The following is an 18,112-nucleotide window of genomic DNA, read 5'->3' as shown; positions in this document are numbered from 1 at the left end:
AAATTAGTGTATAAAATTTTGAACAATTAAAAAGGAGTTGTATTCAGACTGAATTTATTAATTCAATCTGATACAGCCCTTTATTAATAACATTTTCTATAAATTAACCTGAAGTTTAATATATATTAAACTCAATTATTTATATCTTTAATTATTCTTATTCTTTTTTCTACTTAAACCTAATCCACCAAGTAAAGCAACAACACCACTGATTACTGCAGCTACAGCACCTGCTGATCCTGTTTTTGGCAAACTACCTGTTGTTGTACCACTTGTGCCTCCATTATTATTTGAGTCTGAGCTTGAACCTGAACCTGTGCTTGAATCCTCATTAGAGTTTGATTCTGAAGATGCAACTAAAGAATTCTTAGCATTTTTCAAGTTTGATAAAGCTTTATTTACATCTGCTTCAGTAGCTTCTTTGTTTCCTAATACTTTATTAGCATCATCTAAAGCCATTCTTACTCCCTTTGCACTTTTAACTGTATATTTACTTAAATCAATACTTTCAACTTCCTTAATTAAATTTTCAAGTAAAGACTTATCTGGAGTTAATCTTAATCCTAAGTAGGCTCTTAATAATGTGCTATATGCAGAATCTACTTCTTCTTGAGTAGCACTTTCACTTGTTAATATAGAATTTGCAGCTTCAAGTGAATTTGCAAATTCAACCCATGTTGATGGAATATATTTTGAAGAATCTGTGTCTTTTACTTTATCTACTAAACCTTGAAGTACAGATTTATCAACTTTCTTTGCTTCTTCTAACTCTTTAATAGCTTCTTGTAATTTACTAACTGTTTCATTTACTTCCTCTTGCATTGCATTTTCATCTGCAAATACTTTATTTGCATCTTGAAGTACAGCTTCTAATCTTGCCCAACTTTCTTCAGTATAATCCTCTTTAGTTAATGCATTAGCTGAATTAATTAGATTTTCTAATTCTGATTTATCACCTTGCTTAAATTCAAGCATATGAATTGCTTCAACTAATTTATTAAAGATAGTATCTACTTCAGCTTGTGTTGCTAACTCATTGTTATATATTTCTATAGCATCTTCTAAAGCTTTGTTAAATTCTTCAACTACAGCTGGTACAACTTCATCAAGAGCTCCACCCTCTTTAAGCTCATTTGCATAATCTATACTAATCTTTAAGGCTACTTTATTTACATTTTCAGGCTTTTCAACCTTTTCCTCTAATCTATTAATTGCAGTTTCTACTGCTACCTTAGCTACCTCTACTTGATCTTGTGTTGCTACTTCATTAGCAAAAGTCTCTTCTGCCAATGCTACAGCTTCTTTTAATGCATTTATTGATTCTTCAGTATACTTATCTGATTCATTTTCTATTATATTTTTAGCATTTTCTATAACCTTTGCTAACTCTGATTTATCTATATCTTCTTTTATTGTAATGCTCTTATCTAATTCTAAATTTTGAGATAATGTTATATTATTACCTGCTGTATTTAATATTGCTGTATTTTCATTAGCTTTAATACCTAAGTTATAAGTTCCACCTTTAATTCCTTTTGGTATTATAGCTTCAACTATAAACTCCTTAGCATTTTCTCCATTAGTTAAAGTAGCTGGCAACTCACCTTCTCCAATTTTTAAAACTAAATTTTTATTTCCAACTAAGCTTACAGATTGATTAAATATAGCCTTAAATTTGATTGTATCACCTTCAGCATACTCTTCTTTTTCATCTAAAATCTCAATAGAGCTTATTGCTGTTGCTAAATCAGATACTAAAATAGTTTCTGCTGTCTTATTTAAAAGAACTTTATCTTCTAAATTAGTTCCATAGATTTCAACAAAATCTACATCACCACTAAAATTATAAGTATTACTTCCTGATGGTCTTGGAGTCTTACCTATATAAGCTTTATTTATATTATCTATTGCATCTAGGAATCTAGCATTGCTATCTTTTAAATCAATTATCATAGTTCCGTTTACAAAAACCTTATATCCTTCTCCATTTGTAACTTTAAGAGCAAGAGTATTTATACCATTGTTTAAAGTAACATTTGCAGCTGGTGTTGCTATATTGCTTCCATTTCTAATCTCAAATCCAACTCTATCTCCATTAGTATATAAGTGGAAATGTGTATTTGCTGAATTCTCATTTCCTATACCAATTATTGATTGAATTCCACTTTTATTTGCATTATCAAATCTAGCTATAATAGTTCCTTCAGTTAAACTCTTAAAACTATCTAAATCTGATGATATATCCACTGCATTATTATTTGATATTCTAATATTAGAATATCCTGCTAGAGGTTTAATATTTTCATCTGGCTTTTCTTCTTCATTTTTATTAATTATTATTTTACCACCTTTATCAGATAAATCTAAATCACTACTTAAAGTAGTATTTTTACCAACTGTATTTAATATTTCAGTATTATTGCTAGCTTCTAATATTAAACCAAATGTTCCTTCACTTAATGTTGTTGGTAATACACCTTCAAAAGTAAATTCTCTTGCATTACTTTCTGTTATTGGCCTTAAAGTTACTTTGCTTTCTCCTATCTTTAATGTTAAATTCTTATTACCAATTAAACTTACAGCTTGGTTAAAAGATAACTTAACATTTATTTTGTCTCCAGGCATATAGCTGTTCTTACCATCTAATAATTCTATTGATTCTATTTCACCTGGATTAACAAGACCTTCTAATGATGATTCATAGTCAAATTTAATATATTCTGGTGACATTTCCATATAAGACATTTCTTGATTATCTGTACCTTCATAAAATAATCCAATATCCCCATTTGGTAATTCTGTTAAACATGAATATGCATAAGTCCCGGCCTTAACTAATTTATTATATCTCCATTCAAACTCATATCTTGGTTCTCCATTAGAATGAGTGCCATTTTGATTTATAATACCAAATCTTACTGTTCCATTTGTTCTTCCAGATCCTTTAGGATTAGCAAATACAATGGCGTCTTGTCCATCTATTTGTTGACTATACTTCATAACACTTAATTGACAATATGGCTCTGGCAAGTTTCTATCTTCATAAACCTCTGAATCCCAAGTTGCTCCACCATCAAAGCTTGTAGCTATTCTTACATATGATCCAGTGTTTCTCATAAACAACTTTAATTGTCCATTGGGCATTTCAACTACTTGACATTCTGTTAATTCAAGTCCATCTGTCATAGTTTCTGAATTACCAAAAGAACCATTTCCTAAATCTCTACCATCATTAGGTGATTCACCCATATTCCATGTTTCTCCATGATCATCACTATAAATAACTGCACTTGATTGCTTTCCTGCTCCATTTGTATAATATACTGGGAATACTATTCTTCCTGCATACTCACCATTTTTAACTTGAATACCTGCACCTGGACCCGTTCCTAAAAACTTCATCCAATCAGCTTTAATATCTGAATTTATATCTATTGGTTCACTCCATGTTTCACCATCATCATCACTGTATATTAAACTTAAATAGCTTGTACCATAGACCTTTAATTCACAACTTGCAGTCATAACATTTCCTGCTGCAACACCATCTTTAGTCAACTCCATACTGTTAACATTTACATTGTAATTTGTTATGTTTCCTTCACTATCATAAACATTTCCTGATTCTCTTATTGTATAAAGATTTCCTGAAGCATCATATAAAGCCCTATATTTAACTCCATCAATATCTGTATATCCACTTCCTGCTTGTGCTTGCCAGAATCCATAATTTTCAGGGAATGTTGTAACTAATAAGAATATTCTTCCTGTTTCTTCATCTTGTGTTAGTGCTGTATCAATAACTGATGCTCTACTAGGATAATCTATTACCTTTTGAGCCTCTTCCCACTCTCCTCCTAATGTTTTTCTCCTTACCCCAGAATCTATATCATTCCATGGAGCATCTGCTCCTCCTTGATTTCTAACATCAATAGATGCTATAACCGTTCCATCCTTCGTTGTAAATAATGCTGGTATTCTAAAATTTTGTGATCCTAAATCGCCTGGCTTAAATAAATCTATTGATTCTGTCTTCATACCATCTGGTAGTATTTCTTCTTCTGATGGTAATACTGTTTGCCCTGTTATATCTGTTAAATATTTATCCGGAATGGCTTCTCCATAAATATCTACGAAATCAATATATCCACTAAAAGGATACTCATTACCTGATGATCTATCTGTTTTACCTATGAATGCATTATTAATTCCCACTACTCCTGCACTTAATGTTGCATTAGTACTTTTAACTTCTCCGGCTAATTTACCATTAATAAAAATTTTATAGCCATCTCCACTTGTAACTTTTAAAGCTATAGTATTTATACCTTTGTTTAAAACTGCAGATGTCTTTCCAGTAGCTATATTCCCACTTTGATTTCTTACTTCAAATCCAACTGTATTATCAGCTACATAAAGATGAAAATGTCCATTGGCAACAGTATTATTTCCAATACTAACTAATGATTGAATATCACCCTTGCTAGTATCAAATCTAGAAATTATTGTACCACTCTCTAAATTTTTAAGTCCTTCAATATCACTAGATATATCTATTCCATTATTATCACTTATCTTTTTATTTTGATAACTAGCTACCTTTTCAACGCCTTCCTTAACCCTATACACATTAACTTCAGCTATTGAAGCAAAACCAGCGCCTGCCTCTAAAGCTGTTATCTTAATCTTTTCTGCTTTAATTGGCTGATCAAAATTAACAGATTTAGCTAAGTTGTCTAACTTCCAATTTCCACTTGCCACTAAAGTTTCAGTATCACCATTAATAGCATAAATCTCATATTTAGTTATTATTCCATTTGTTTGAGATGTTCTTGGTGAAACCTTTATAGTACTTACATTATTACTTCCTCCTAAGTCTACTGTTAAACTTTGTGGAAGTTTTGAATTATCAGTTATTGACCATGGAGTATGCCACATTGTATTAATATTTCCGTCTATAGCTTTACTACCATCTTCCCCTGATTGTGCTGATGTAGCTACTGCTGTCATTTGACTTTGAGGAATTTCCTCTTCCATTATTAAATTTCTACCTTCATTTAGCTCATATGCTAATACGTTTACATAAGAGATAGAATTAACTGTATTGAAAACTATAGCTGAAGCCATAAGTAATACAGCAATTTTCTTTCTGTTCATAATTAGTTCCTCCCTTTATACCATATTCTATACCCAATTTTAATTATATTGCATTTATTTTAATTTTTGTATATATTTTACTTACAATAAATAAAATTGTTATTTTTTATAAGAATATTGCGAATTTAATACATTTACCATTATATAAATATAACTCAAACATTTTAAATTCATTAAATAACAACAAAATCACCTTTAAAATTATTCTCTAAAAGAATATTTAACTTAACAAATAAGATGACTCTTAAGTATTGAAAAGTATATAATATATTTTATATTCATTAAAATTTATATTGGAGGTAATTACATGAGTCTTTTGAAAAATGGTGATTATATAGGTATTGTAGCCTGTTCTAATGGCCAACCATTATCTAATAATGCTAAAATTGAAAACTTATTATTACAATTAGAAAGTTTAGATTTAACTCCTATTTGCAGTAAATATATTTATGAAATTAACTCACCTTTTAATGGTTCTGCTGAAGCTAAGGGAGAAATCTTTATGGACTTATATAAAAACGACAAAATAAAAGCTATTTTTGATATTTCTGGTGGGGATTTAGCAAACGAAGTTTTAGATTATTTAGATTATAAATATATAGCCGAAACCCCAAAACCATTCTTTGGTTATAGCGATTTAACTACAGTACTAAATGCTATATATTCTCAAACAAATAATCCAGTTTATCTTTATCAAATAAGAAACCTTATTTATTCTGATAGCGAAAGTCAAAAAGCTAATTTTATAAACAGTTTATTTAATGGTAAAGAGGATTTATTTAATTTTTCTTATAAATTTATTCAAGGTAGAAAAATAGAAGGCACTGTTGTTGGTGGAAATATTCGTTGCCTATTAAAATTAGCTGGAACTAAATATATGCCTGATCTTACAGATAAGGTTTTATTTCTAGAAAGTATGGGTGGGGAAGCTGGACTTATGTCATCCTTTTTAAATCAGCTTAAACAAATGGGAGCTTTTGATAAAATTAAAGGCTTAATACTAGGTACTTTCAGTAAAATGCAAGAAAATAATATATCTCCTACTATTGAGGAATTAGCAGTAAAAATAATAAATAATCCTAATTTACCTATTGCTAAAACAGAAGAAATTGGTCATGGAGTTAATTCTAAATGTATTATAATCGGTAAAAATATTATTCTTAAATAAACTTGAAGCTGTATATCAGCTTCTTTTTTTGTATTTTATTTACAAATTCTATTGACTATTAATCACCAAATTGATAATATATGTGTATAGATATTATATACACTTAGATACGGAGGTTGACACTTGGATATATTAATTAGTAATTCATCACCAGTGGCACTTTATGAACAAATAGAAACACAAATTAAAAATCAAATTTTAAATGGTAATATAAAGTCTGGAGATCCACTTCCTTCAATAAGATCACTAGCAAAAGAGCTTAAAGTTAGTATAATCACTACTAAAAGAGCTTATGAAGAACTTGAAAAAGAAGGCTTTATTGAAACAGTTGTTGGAAAAGGAACTTTTGTTTCTGGCGCTAATTCCGAAAGATTGAAAGAAGCTGCAATGGCTGAAATGGAAAGCAGACTTGAAGAAGTTATTATTTCTGCTAAATCACTTGGTTTAACTTTAGATGAATGTATTGAGATATTTAAAAGTTTATATGAGGAGGTATAACTATGAATGCAATTGAAATTCGTAATTTAGAAAAAAACTATAATAATTTTTCTTTAACTATAGATACGCTTGATATTCCTGAAGGATATATTACAGGCTTTATTGGCCCAAATGGTTCTGGTAAAACAACTACTATTAAAGCTTTACTTGGAATGGTAAAACCTAAGTCTGGAGAAATTAACATTTTCAATACTAATATTATTAAAAATGTTAAAGTAAAAGAAAATATTGCTTATGTTGGGGATGAGGCAGGTTTTTTAGGAGAAAGTAAGCTTTCTAACCTTCATAAAATAATCTCTAAATTTTATCATAATTGGGATGAAACCTTATATCAAAAGTATTTAACTAAATTTAATATTAATGAAAATAAGTTTTACAAAGATTTATCTAAAGGTCAAAAAAAGCAATTTGAACTTGTAATGGCTTTATGTCATCACCCAAAGCTTTTAATAATGGATGAACCAACTTCAAGCTTAGATCCAATAATAAGAAATGAATTTTTAGAGCTTATGCAAGAGCATATAGAAATGGATAATATGACTGTTTTTTACTCAACTCATATAACTACCGATTTAGATAAATCTGCTGATTTTATAGTTATGCTATATAATGGTAAAATTCTTCTTCAAGGTGAAAAAGATGATATATTAGATAATCATGTACTCGTTAAAAGCAAAAAGGATTTAATTGATGATACAATTAAGAAAGAATTCATTTCTCTAAAAGAATATGCCTTTGGCTTTGAAGGGTTAATAGCTAATAAGAAAAAAGCTTATGAACTTTTTGGAGACGAAGCAATTTATGAAAAATGTACTCTTGAAGATCTTTTACTGTATTACACTAGGAGGGATTAATTATGAATAATTTAGTTAATTTATTAAAATTACAATTTAATTCACTATTTGCAATAAAGAAAAACTTAATTTTCATACTAATTTTTGGTGTCATATTTGGTTTTATTCAACCTACTATGATTACTTTTGCAGGTACAATGTATTTAATGCTAGCTTCATATTCGGTTATTTTTTATGAAGAGAGAAGTAAAATGAATTATTTAATATATTCACTTCCTGTTACTACTAAAGAATATATTTTCTCAAGATATATATATTGCTTAATAAATACTCTAATTGCAATAATTATATCAGTTGTCTTATCAGTAATTATAAAATTAGTTGGTTTTACTAATTTAGAAAATACTATACCTCTTTATGGAGTTTCTTTGGTTACGGCTATAATTGGAGTATTCTTCACAGCTGTATTAATGCCAGCAACTCTTTTATTAGGCTTTGAAAAAGGAAGATATATTCTTGTATTTATTGCAGTATTTCCAATTTGTTTTTCTACTGCATTAGTTGAAATAATCCCAGAAATTAATATAAATTTAAGCACTTCAGCTTTATCAATTTTAGGTGTACTTATTGCTATAGCAGTATTATTAGCATCTTACTTTATTACTAGCAATATATTTGCAAAAAAAGAAGTACAATAAAAAAACACAAGCTCTAAGTTGTTTGTACTTAGAGCTTGTATTTTAATCTATTAACTTATTTTCCCACATTCAACTTATTTTTTATCTAATTATTTTTTAAGTACAAATAGAAATTTGCTTCTGTTAATTTTTGATATGGAGAAACCCAAAGTGCAGCAATACCTAATGTTATAACAGCAAGTAACCACCAACCAATAAATGTTAATTCTAAATAAAACAATTCCCATTTATGACCTGTCATTAAATTAACGCTTTCACTTATACATTGTGTAATTGATTTACTTGGATCTTCTGACAATATATAAAACGCTTGTGAAAACATAAGAGAAACTATTATACCAGGTATTATAAATAATAATGTTCCTGCAACAACTGCTAATGTTATTAGTATATTTAACCCTAATGTTTTAAGATAAATATTAAATCCTGAAAATAAATTATCAAATCTCGCTTCTTCTCTTCCTGTTGCCATATTTAATAAAAATCTACATAATCCTACTGAAATAACTCCACCTAATAAAAGTGCTATTAAATTAATTGAGTATGATAAGCCTTCTGCTCCTAATTCTGAAGTTACCCTATAAGCAAAATCAACTTCTAATATTATATTAGCAAATAATACTGTACCTATTGCAACTCCCCACTTACCTCTTATTTGTTCCTTTGCTCTACTTTTTAATTGTGCAGTATCCACGATACCTCACCCCCCTTTATATTATATTTATGCCTATTTTTCATATTCATACATATAATAATTACACTGACTCATACTCAAATTAGAGTAAGTTTTTTGAGCTACATAGTTTTCTTTTTCTACATATAATCTTATTCCACATATGTTATCATCATTATCACAAATACTCTTTATATAATTATATAAACTCTTAAATACTCCTTTTCCCCTATGCTCTTTATCTACATAAACACTTTGTACCCATAAGAAAGTGCCATTTCTCCAATCACTCCATTCAAATGTATACATAATTTGTCCAACAATCTTACCATCAATCTCACAAACATGATAAATACCCTTATTTTCATCTTCAATTAATGCTTTAACTCCATTAGTTAAAATATTCATATCTAATTTCTTATCTTCAGTTTCAAATGCAAGATTATAATTATACTTTGCTATAATATTTATATCCTCTATTGTTGCTCTTCTTATTTTCATCTTAATCTCTCCCTAGTCTAAATCTTATTTTATTTTTTATGATTATAAAGTAATTATTTCATACTTTCTATTCATTTATACCTCCTTAACTAATTACTATGATAAATATATTTATATAGTAACATAGCAAGATGTAATTGTTAATATTTTCTATAATCATTTAAGATAAGTATTTCATTTTAAAAATACTTATTATTTTCACTAAAAAAGGTATAAAAGAAATTCTTTTATACCTTTATATATATTATTTCATCTTCTTTAATGAATTTTTCATATTTTCTAAAGCATCTTTAAATTTTTCCTTTGCCTCTCCACCAAGATCTTCAATTTCCTTAATTACGCTACTAATTTCATCTCCTATTTCTTGTGAAAGTCTTCCTTGTTTAATCTTTTTACTAATTTCATTAACTTTTTTCTCAAGTTTTTCAAAAGCCATCTTTAAAACCTCCAATGTTTATAAAAAATTTTGTATAATTATTTTATCCATTTTATTTTTTAAAATACATATATAACTTTGTTAACCTTTACATTGGATATATGTTTTTAAATTAGCTCTCTAAGTAAATCCATTCTAACTTCATACAATTCCATAGAGTCTTCTTTTAGATAATTCCAATAATCCTTATTTCTTTTTAATTCCTTCAATAGTTTCTTTACCCTTGAATTATCAACTTCATTCTCCTTAGCTAAAAAACCAATAGTTAATATAACTGTTCCACTTTCCTCTTCTTCTTCTAATAAATTATCATTATTTAAAAGTAATTCATTTATTGCTTCACTTTCATCCATTCCCTCATCTAAATACTCTTGAAACTCATCCCTTATATCAACTGCTAAATCATCATCATAAATATCTAATCCCCATACTCCCATAAACTCCATTCCTCCAAACATATTTTATACTTTTAAATATTATATGACTTCATATTTTGTAGTATTATAAAAATTTATATTTTTTTAATCCTTAATCCAAGTTATTAAATACTTATAATTATTAGGTGCATCATTTATCTTAGGAGAACCAACTTTAAACTTACCTTTAATTCCAAGCTCCTTACAAGTTAATTCAAAATGACACATTGCAATTCCCATATCAATTCTCTTAATATCATAACTAGTTTCCTTTTTTTCATCTTTATCTTCATTTACATAAAAATCAAATTCATTTCCATGCTTTACTATTCGCCAAGGTTGTTTATTTATTGCAGATGGCGCTAATCTTACATTTTCAAATGCATCCTTGAATCCATTTAAAGTATAGTGTTGTGTTAATGGACATGAAAAATCCCTAAAATAAAACATTTCATTCCAGGCCTTTCTTTTTTCACACTTTGCTATTAACCTCATAGTTTTATCAATAATACTCTTTTTTTCTTTTTCATATCCTATAGGCAACACTATAGGTAATATTTCACCTTCTTGTACTTGCATTGCCTTTGCAAATTGTCCCTTCTTAAAGGTTCCCCCTATCCAACACGTACCTAACCCCATTGATGTAGCATATAACACTATTGACTCCATCTCATATCCTAATTCTTCTAAAGAGTATTGTCCATCTTTTACCTTTGCAGCTATAAATTTGTTTGCTCCCTTAATTACTCCATAAGTTCCAAGTTTTGCCCCATTTATTCTTTCCTTAACATCTAATATTTTAAAGGTTATATTTTCTTTAAATGGTCCATTAATTTCACTTATATAATCATTAAGTTTTCCAATTATTTCACTAGATATTTCTTCAGTATTATAAGTTCTTATTGACTTCCTCTTCTTAACTATATTATTTATAGGTTCATTAAAAATAAAATTATTAACCATAACTCCCTCCTACAATATTTTTATCAACATAAAAAAACTCACATATACTAATTATTTATCTTTAATTATGTTTTTATTCATTTATATTTCTATTTATAAAAATGAATACCACCCTAACTAAAGTTCGATGGTATTTTAAATTTAATTTTATATATTAAAATCCTTTTTACTATATATAGTATAGGTTGCTACTACTGAAAGTATTATTATACATAATCCTATTATTATAAATTTTATTTCAAACCCATTTTTAATTATTTCTGATGGAGTTGCATAATCAAAAGGAGATAAATAAATTAAGCTATTTAATCTATCTTGTAACTTAGAAAAAATACCTATTACATAACTTGCAAAAAACACTCCTAAAGCTATTGGTATTGCTTGTTTTGATGATTTAACAAATACAGATATTAAAAAACCTATAGCCATAAATATATATCCTATTAATGCCATTCCTATATATAATGTCTTAATATCCATAAGTAAATTGATACTTTCTACATTTTCAGGTTTAACTATTAATGACGAAATCATAGTTACAACACCTAATATGATTATAAATATAAAAAATATAACTATACTAGCTAAAAGTTTAGCTGTAACTATACTACTTCTACTAATTGGCTTAGAATATAGAAATTCAATAGTTCCTTCACTTTCTTCTTTTACTAATGCTGATACTCCAAGTATAGCTGCATATATACCACCTGCCATTATTATATATTGAAGTACATAAGCAGAGAAATCAGCAATATTACTAAAATCAGTAGCTCCACTTATATTAAAAGCCTCTAAAAAAGCTTCTGGTAATGCCTCTAATTTTGATCCTACTAATTCTTGTATCCCCATATCCTTCATACTTGGGAAGAATAGCATAAACATTACAATTATAGCACTACATACTAAGGCCCAAATAATAGAACCTTTTAATAATCTTTTAAATTCAAATTTAAATATATTCATTTTATCTCTCACCTCTCCTTTCATAATAATTCATAAATGTATCTTCAAGTGTTTGTTCACTAATTAATAATTTTTCTACTTTATACTTTGAAAGCTGCTTAACCAAAGTATCAATATCCTTGTTGTAATGAAATATAATCTCATTATTTTCTTTAGATACTACTTGTCCTCCTATTTCTTTTACTTTACCTTCATTTATTTCCTTTGATTTTACAACTATCTTTAACCCAGATTTTTTTACTAACTTTTCTATAACTATAGTGTCAATTATCCTTCCTTCTTTTATAACAGCAACTCTATCACAAAGATTTTCTACTTCAACTAAATTATGTGATGATAAAAATACTGTAGTTCCTTTTTTCTTTGCTTCCTCTAATAATTCAAATAATTTTTTTTGAATTAATGGATCTAATCCATTTGTTGGTTCATCTAATATTAATAACTTAGGATTATGAATTAATGCTTGAACTATAGCTACCTTTTTTTTATTTCCTAAAGAAAGCTCTGACATTTTTTTATTGATATCAACATCTAATATTTTATAAAGATTATCTACTTCCTCTTTATTTACGCCTTCATAAAAACTTGCTGAATATTTTATTATATCCTTGACCTTAACTTCATCATAAAATTTTACTTCACTTGGAACATATCCAATATATTTTTTAATTTCACTACTTTCCTTTACTATATCTTTACCTAATATTTTTCCTGAACCTGAGGTTGGAAAAATAAAATTTAAAATTGTTCTAATAGTAGTTGATTTACCAGCTCCATTAGGCCCTACAAAGCCAAAGATTTCTCCTTCTTTTACTTTTAAATTAATATCTATTATCCCTCTATTTTTACCATAAGACTTACATAAATTCTTAGTCTCTATAATATACATATCAATTCCCCCTTATATTTTTTATCTTAACTTAGCCTCCTAATTTTTTTCATATCTATAGTATATTTTTTATCATTTTAATAAACAACACATTTCCCATATTTTGTTACAATATTTATTTTTATATAAATAAAAGTAATTGAGGAGTATAAATAATATTCCTCAATTACTTTTACTATTGCCTAAATATATATGCTTTTATTGCTCCAAAGAATTCTCTTACGTAAAATACCAATGCTGAAGCTTTATGTGATGGTGCTGGATAACCATAAACATTAAATCCTACTTCTTTAGCTAAAAACTTTGCCCTATACATATGGAACCCATTAGATACTACTGTTACTGTAAAATCCTCTTTTCCAGTTTTATTTTCTAATACTTGTTTACTATATAAAAAGTTTTCATATGTATTTGTTGATTTATCTTCCATGATAATCAAACTTGAATCAACACCATTATCAACTAGAAAATTACGCATTGCAGTTGCTTCCGTTATATTCTCACCCTCTCCTTGTCCACCAGATACAACTATTTTTAAATCTGGATACATCTCATGAAAATCTAAGGCTGTTTCTAATCTATATAATAATGATGTACTTATCCTATCTCCTCTTAAGCCTGCACCTAAAACAATTAAATAATCAGGCTTTTCAGTATCATAATGATTTCCATTATAAATTATAACGCTCTCAACTGTTATAAATATTACTAATCCTATCCAAAATAAAAGCTTAATTATCCCTCTTAAACCTTTAGGTATCCTTCCCCAAAAATCTATTTGAAACTTTAGCTCAACATATCCATAAATAAGTATAATTATTCCTAATATACAAAACATATTAGAAAAAGCAACAAATCCAAACATTACTTTTAATAATAAATAATATAAAATCAATAATATACCTCCAATTATAAAAGAAGTATATATGTATTTTTTTGCATTTGATATCCCATTTTTCATAATGTTTTCCCTTTCAAGTCTTTTTAACTATATTATAAAATACTAATCTACTAATATACAATTATTTTATTTATTATATTAATTATTTTCATTTTTACTAATAAAGTACTATAATAAAAGTATAAAAATAGATACAAGGAGATAAAAAGATGAATCTTAATAGAAATGACCACTGTTGGTGTGGCAGTAATAAAAAATACAAAAATTGTCATCTTCAATTTGATGAAAAAATAAACTCATATAGACTAAAGGGGCATATAGTACCACCTAGAAATATAATTAAAACACCAGAGCAAATTGAAAAAATAAAGGAAAGCTCTGCTATTAACACTGCTGTTCTAGACTTAGTTAGTAAGAATATTAAAGCAGGAATGTCAACTGACGACATAAATACTTTAGTTCATGACTTCACAGTATCACAAGGTGCAATTCCAGCTCCACTTAACTTCCAAGGATACCCTAAGAGTGTTTGTACTTCTGTAAATGATGAAGTATGCCACGGTATTCCTAGTAAAAATGTAATTTTAGAAGAAGGGGATATTGTTAATGTAGATGTTTCTACTATATATAATGGATATTTCTCAGATGCATCTAGAATGTTCAAAATAGGCGAAGTTCATCCTGATTTAGATAAGCTAGTTAGAGTTGCAAAAGAGTGTTTAGATAAAGGTTTAGAAGCAGCAAAACCATGGGGATATTTAGGTGATATAGCTGAAACTGTACAAAAACATGCTGAAGCTAACGGTTATTCTGTTGTTAGGGAATTTGGTGGTCATGGTATAGGTCTTGAATTCCATGAAACTCCTTTTGTTTCTCACGTTGGTAAAAAAGGTACTGGAATGCTATTAGTTCCTGGTATGGTATTTACAATAGAACCTATGATAAATATGGGAACTCCTGATATATTTATTGATGATTCTGATGGCTGGACAGTTTTAACTGAAGATGGCTATCCTTCAGCACAATGGGAATACACTGTTTTAGTAACTGAAACTGGTGTTGAAGTTTTAACTCATTAAAAAATGGTGAAGATTTTACTCTTCACCATTTTTTATTATTGAATATAAACATCTATAAAGGTTTCATATCCTAAACTCTTTTACTCTATTATTTGCATTATCTTTATCTTTAAAACTTCCTGCTATTACTCTATAATATGTCTCTTCTTGTGCCTTACTAGCTAAATAAATATTTTTTGCTTTTAAGTTTTCTCCTATTGTCATAGCTTTAGGATTATCTGTATATATAGTACTTATAGATAAAATTAATGCTACGCTAAAAATAATTGTTGATAATCTATACTTATTTTTCATATTATTTATCCTTTTACTTATATATTCTAAATCCATTATATGAATGAAATTATACAGTGTTACTAAGTTATAACCTAATAATATATGTATGTTTTTTTTAACATTTCATTTTTTAATACCTTAATTTTATGATAATTTAATAGATAAAACTAAATTTCCTATATATTTTTTATCATATTACTAAAAGTAATATTTACTATTTTAATTTTAATAAATATGTTATAAAATTATTAAATGCAAGAAATATTTCAGTGTTTATACACCCTGAAAGGAGACATTCAATTTTGAATACAGAATTAACTAAAGAAAAACTTAGAAACATTTATGGTAAAGTAAGTCCTTTTGAGTTCAAGGATAAACTATTAAAGTTAGCTAAACTAAATAATAATACTATATTAGACGCTGGTAGAGGTAATCCTAACTGGACAGCAGCTACCCCTAGACAAGCATTCTTTACATTTGGACAATTTGCTATATCTGAAACACAAAGATCATTAAACATAGATGATTTAGCTGGAATGGTTCAAAAAGATGGAATTGCTAAAAGATTATTAGAATATATTAATGATAACCCTTCATTGCCAGGAATAAATTTAATAAAAGAAATTTATAATTATGGAATAAATAACCTTGGATTTCATGAAGATGAATGGATTTTTGAATTAGCAGATGGAATAATAGGAGATAATTATCCAGTTCCAGATAGAATGCTTATACATATAGAAAAAATAGTTAATAAATATTTACTTAAAGAATTATGTGACTGCTCACAATTTGAAAGTAACTTTGATGTTTTTGGAGTGGAAGGTGGTACAGCTGCAATGTGTTATATTTTCGACTCACTAGAAAAAAATCATCTTTTAAATAAAGGAGATAAAATTGCACTTATGACACCAATTTTTACTCCTTATTTAGAAATACCTCACTTACCTCATTATAATTTTGATGTAATTAATATTCATGCAAATGAAGTTGATGAAAATGGAATACCAACTTATCAATATTCTGAAGAAGAATTAAACAAATTAAAGGATACAAGTATTAAAGCAGTATTTATTGTTAATCCTAATAATCCTGCTTCTATTGCATTAAACGATACTTGTATAAAATCACTTAAAAATATAGTAGATAACTATAATCCTAATTTAATGATTATTACGGATGATGTTTACTGTACTTTTGTAGACAACTTCAAATCTATAATTAGTTATTTACCATTTAATACTATTGGGGTTTATTCATTATCAAAATATTTTGGAGTAACTGGCTGGAGACTTGGTGCAGTTATGATTAATGAAAATAATATTTATAATAAACTTATTTCTGACCTTCCAGAAATACATAAGGCAAATTTAAATACAAGATACTGCCATCTATCTTGTAATCCTGAAAGTGTTTCTTTTATTGATAGAATTGTTGCTGATAGTAGACAAGTTGCTTTAAATCATACAGCTGGTCTTTCAACACCTCAACAAGTACAAATGGCATTTTTCTGTGCTTTTGCATTAATTGATTCTAACGATAAATATAAAAATTTAACTAAATCTATATGTAGAAAGCGTAAAGAATTATTGTGCGATGGATTAAAAGTTGAATTATTTAATGATCCTCATTATGCATCATATTATACAGAAATAAATCTTTTAGATTGGGCAAGAGTTGAACATGGTGATGCAGCATCAAAGTTTATCGAAAGTAATTATACTCCTTTTGATATTCTATATGATTTAGCAAATAATTATTCAACTGTTCTTTTAAATGGTGATGGTTTTGCTTCTTCAAGATGGGGACTTAGAGTTTCCCTTGCTAACTTAAATGATGAAGCTTATATAAAAATTGGACAAACTCTTAGAAAAATATTTAATGATATAATTAATGACTTTAAGTGTTCTTCTAATTTAGGAATAACATCATAATCTTAAAAATAATAGAACGTCCATAGTGACGTTCCATTTCCCTTTAGATTCTATTATATTAGAAATATTTACTTTTATAGTATTTATTTTTTATACTTTAGACTAAAGTACTATATTATAGCAGAGTTGGTTCTTTGATATTAAATTTAAGATATCCTTCTTATAGTTAACTTACCAGTATAAGTCATTCTACTGCATGATTCACCTAGAATTCTGTATTCCTTTCCAGGAGTTGCCCAAAAAGCTGTTTTTAAAACTAAAGTTTTCTTTTCATTAGCATTGGTATATTCCCCATTCTTATACATAATTGCAGGTGGGTAAATAGCTTCAATGCTTACATATCTCATACATGAATCAGTTCCTTCAACTTCTAATTCAAAATCAAACATAAAGGTACCTTGTTTCTTAAATTTTAAAATCCCATTTGCATATTCAACTGTATCATAATCTTTTTCTATTATACTAGAAAAAATCATATTGGATTTTGAATATACTACACCTGTTCCTTCTGCTTCAAGAACCATATTATCATTGCCACCACAATTACCACAATTACCGCAATTATTATTTTTGCCAAATAAAAGTAACAACAATATCAATAATAAAGCATTATCATTACAATCTTCATTATCTGAATTTTGATCATTTAAATATTTTAATATAATTATAATAATTAACTGTATCAAATCTGATTGACACAATGAATCATCTTTATTAGATTGGTTTAGTAACAATAAAACTATTATTAATAATGAAGAATTCATAT

Annotated in this window: 17 protein-coding genes; 6 read left to right on the top strand and 11 right to left on the bottom strand. The window is 27.5% G+C overall.

Going from position 1 to position 18,112, the window contains the following annotated elements:
• Positions 1–147: 147 nt before the first annotated feature.
• Positions 148–5,157 carry a sialidase domain-containing protein gene (locus tag HCG76_RS11410; protein ID WP_221700476.1) on the bottom strand — a complete coding sequence of 1,670 codons (5,010 nt, stop codon included), beginning with the start codon at positions 5,155–5,157 and terminating at the stop codon, positions 148–150.
• Positions 5,158–5,464: 307 nt separating this feature from the next.
• Here HCG76_RS11410 and HCG76_RS11405 point away from each other — a divergent pair, with 307 nt between their 5' ends.
• The 4 genes from HCG76_RS11405 to HCG76_RS11390 all read left to right on the top strand — a co-directional run bounded on the left by HCG76_RS11405 (position 5,465) and on the right by HCG76_RS11390 (position 8,315).
• Positions 5,465–6,325 (top strand): S66 family peptidase, encoded by an 861-nt coding sequence (locus HCG76_RS11405; protein WP_221700475.1) that lies wholly within the window; start codon positions 5,465–5,467, stop codon positions 6,323–6,325.
• Positions 6,326–6,448: 123 nt separating this feature from the next.
• Positions 6,449–6,823, top strand: coding sequence for a GntR family transcriptional regulator (locus HCG76_RS11400; protein WP_221700474.1), 375 nt, complete (start codon positions 6,449–6,451; stop codon positions 6,821–6,823).
• Between the two features lie 2 nt (positions 6,824–6,825).
• Complete coding sequence (locus tag HCG76_RS11395; protein WP_221700473.1) at positions 6,826–7,677, top strand: ABC transporter ATP-binding protein; 852 nt, start codon at positions 6,826–6,828, stop codon at positions 7,675–7,677.
• A 2-nt stretch (positions 7,678–7,679) separates the two neighbouring features.
• Complete coding sequence (locus HCG76_RS11390) at positions 7,680–8,315, top strand: ABC-2 transporter permease (RefSeq protein WP_221700472.1); 636 nt, start codon at positions 7,680–7,682, stop codon at positions 8,313–8,315.
• Between the two features lie 85 nt (positions 8,316–8,400).
• On the opposite strand, the gene HCG76_RS11385 is transcribed toward HCG76_RS11390, so the two are convergent.
• The 8 genes from HCG76_RS11385 to HCG76_RS11350 form a co-directional block, all read right to left on the bottom strand.
• Positions 8,401–9,009 carry a DUF975 family protein gene (locus tag HCG76_RS11385; protein ID WP_221700471.1) on the bottom strand — a complete coding sequence of 203 codons (609 nt, stop codon included), beginning with the start codon at positions 9,007–9,009 and terminating at the stop codon, positions 8,401–8,403.
• A gap of 33 nt (positions 9,010–9,042) precedes the next feature.
• Entirely contained in the window at positions 9,043–9,489 is a 447-nt protein-coding gene (locus HCG76_RS11380; RefSeq protein ID WP_221700470.1) for a GNAT family N-acetyltransferase, read from the bottom strand.
• A 244-nt stretch (positions 9,490–9,733) separates the two neighbouring features.
• Positions 9,734–9,925, bottom strand: a complete 192-nt coding sequence (locus HCG76_RS11375) for a hypothetical protein (protein ID WP_221700469.1) — start codon at positions 9,923–9,925, stop codon at positions 9,734–9,736.
• 107 nt (positions 9,926–10,032) lie between these two features.
• Positions 10,033–10,371, bottom strand: coding sequence for a hypothetical protein (locus HCG76_RS11370; protein WP_221700468.1), 339 nt, complete (start codon positions 10,369–10,371; stop codon positions 10,033–10,035).
• 75 nt (positions 10,372–10,446) lie between these two features.
• Positions 10,447–11,304: a nitroreductase family protein gene (locus HCG76_RS11365; RefSeq protein ID WP_221700467.1), complete on the bottom strand. Its 858-nt coding sequence runs from the start codon at positions 11,302–11,304 to the stop codon at positions 10,447–10,449.
• 147 nt (positions 11,305–11,451) lie between these two features.
• Positions 11,452–12,267: an ABC transporter permease subunit gene (locus HCG76_RS11360; RefSeq protein ID WP_221700466.1), complete on the bottom strand. Its 816-nt coding sequence runs from the start codon at positions 12,265–12,267 to the stop codon at positions 11,452–11,454.
• 1 nt (position 12,268) lies between these two features.
• On the bottom strand, positions 12,269–13,156 hold the full coding sequence (locus HCG76_RS11355; RefSeq protein ID WP_221700465.1) for an ABC transporter ATP-binding protein: 888 nt from the start codon (positions 13,154–13,156) through the stop codon (positions 12,269–12,271).
• A gap of 175 nt (positions 13,157–13,331) precedes the next feature.
• Positions 13,332–14,051, bottom strand: a complete 720-nt coding sequence (locus tag HCG76_RS11350) for a YdcF family protein (RefSeq protein ID WP_221700464.1) — start codon at positions 14,049–14,051, stop codon at positions 13,332–13,334.
• Between the two features lie 215 nt (positions 14,052–14,266).
• Between HCG76_RS11350 and HCG76_RS11345 the strand changes: the two genes are divergently transcribed.
• The gene (locus tag HCG76_RS11345; RefSeq protein ID WP_221700463.1) at positions 14,267–15,136 is read left to right on the top strand and encodes a methionyl aminopeptidase; all 870 of its coding nucleotides are present in this window, start codon (positions 14,267–14,269) and stop codon (positions 15,134–15,136) included.
• Between the two features lie 63 nt (positions 15,137–15,199).
• Here the strand turns inward: HCG76_RS11345 and HCG76_RS11340 are convergent, their stop codons facing one another.
• Positions 15,200–15,430 carry an SPOR domain-containing protein gene (locus HCG76_RS11340; protein ID WP_221700462.1) on the bottom strand — a complete coding sequence of 77 codons (231 nt, stop codon included), beginning with the start codon at positions 15,428–15,430 and terminating at the stop codon, positions 15,200–15,202.
• A gap of 281 nt (positions 15,431–15,711) precedes the next feature.
• On the opposite strand from HCG76_RS11340, the gene aspD reads away from it, so the two are divergent.
• Positions 15,712–17,346 carry an aspartate 4-decarboxylase gene (aspD, locus tag HCG76_RS11335; RefSeq protein ID WP_221700480.1) on the top strand — a complete coding sequence of 545 codons (1,635 nt, stop codon included), beginning with the start codon at positions 15,712–15,714 and terminating at the stop codon, positions 17,344–17,346.
• Positions 17,347–17,492: 146 nt separating this feature from the next.
• On the opposite strand, the gene HCG76_RS11330 is transcribed toward aspD, so the two are convergent.
• Complete coding sequence (locus HCG76_RS11330) at positions 17,493–18,110, bottom strand: hypothetical protein (protein ID WP_221700461.1); 618 nt, start codon at positions 18,108–18,110, stop codon at positions 17,493–17,495.
• Positions 18,111–18,112: the final 2 nt, after the last annotated feature.

This window comes from Clostridium sp. K13 (assembly GCF_019734195.1).
Lineage (GTDB): Bacteria > Bacillota > Clostridia > Clostridiales > Clostridiaceae > Clostridium.
The sequence above is the reverse complement of the archived record's forward strand: the minus strand, read 5'-3'. Positions and strand labels throughout refer to the sequence as shown.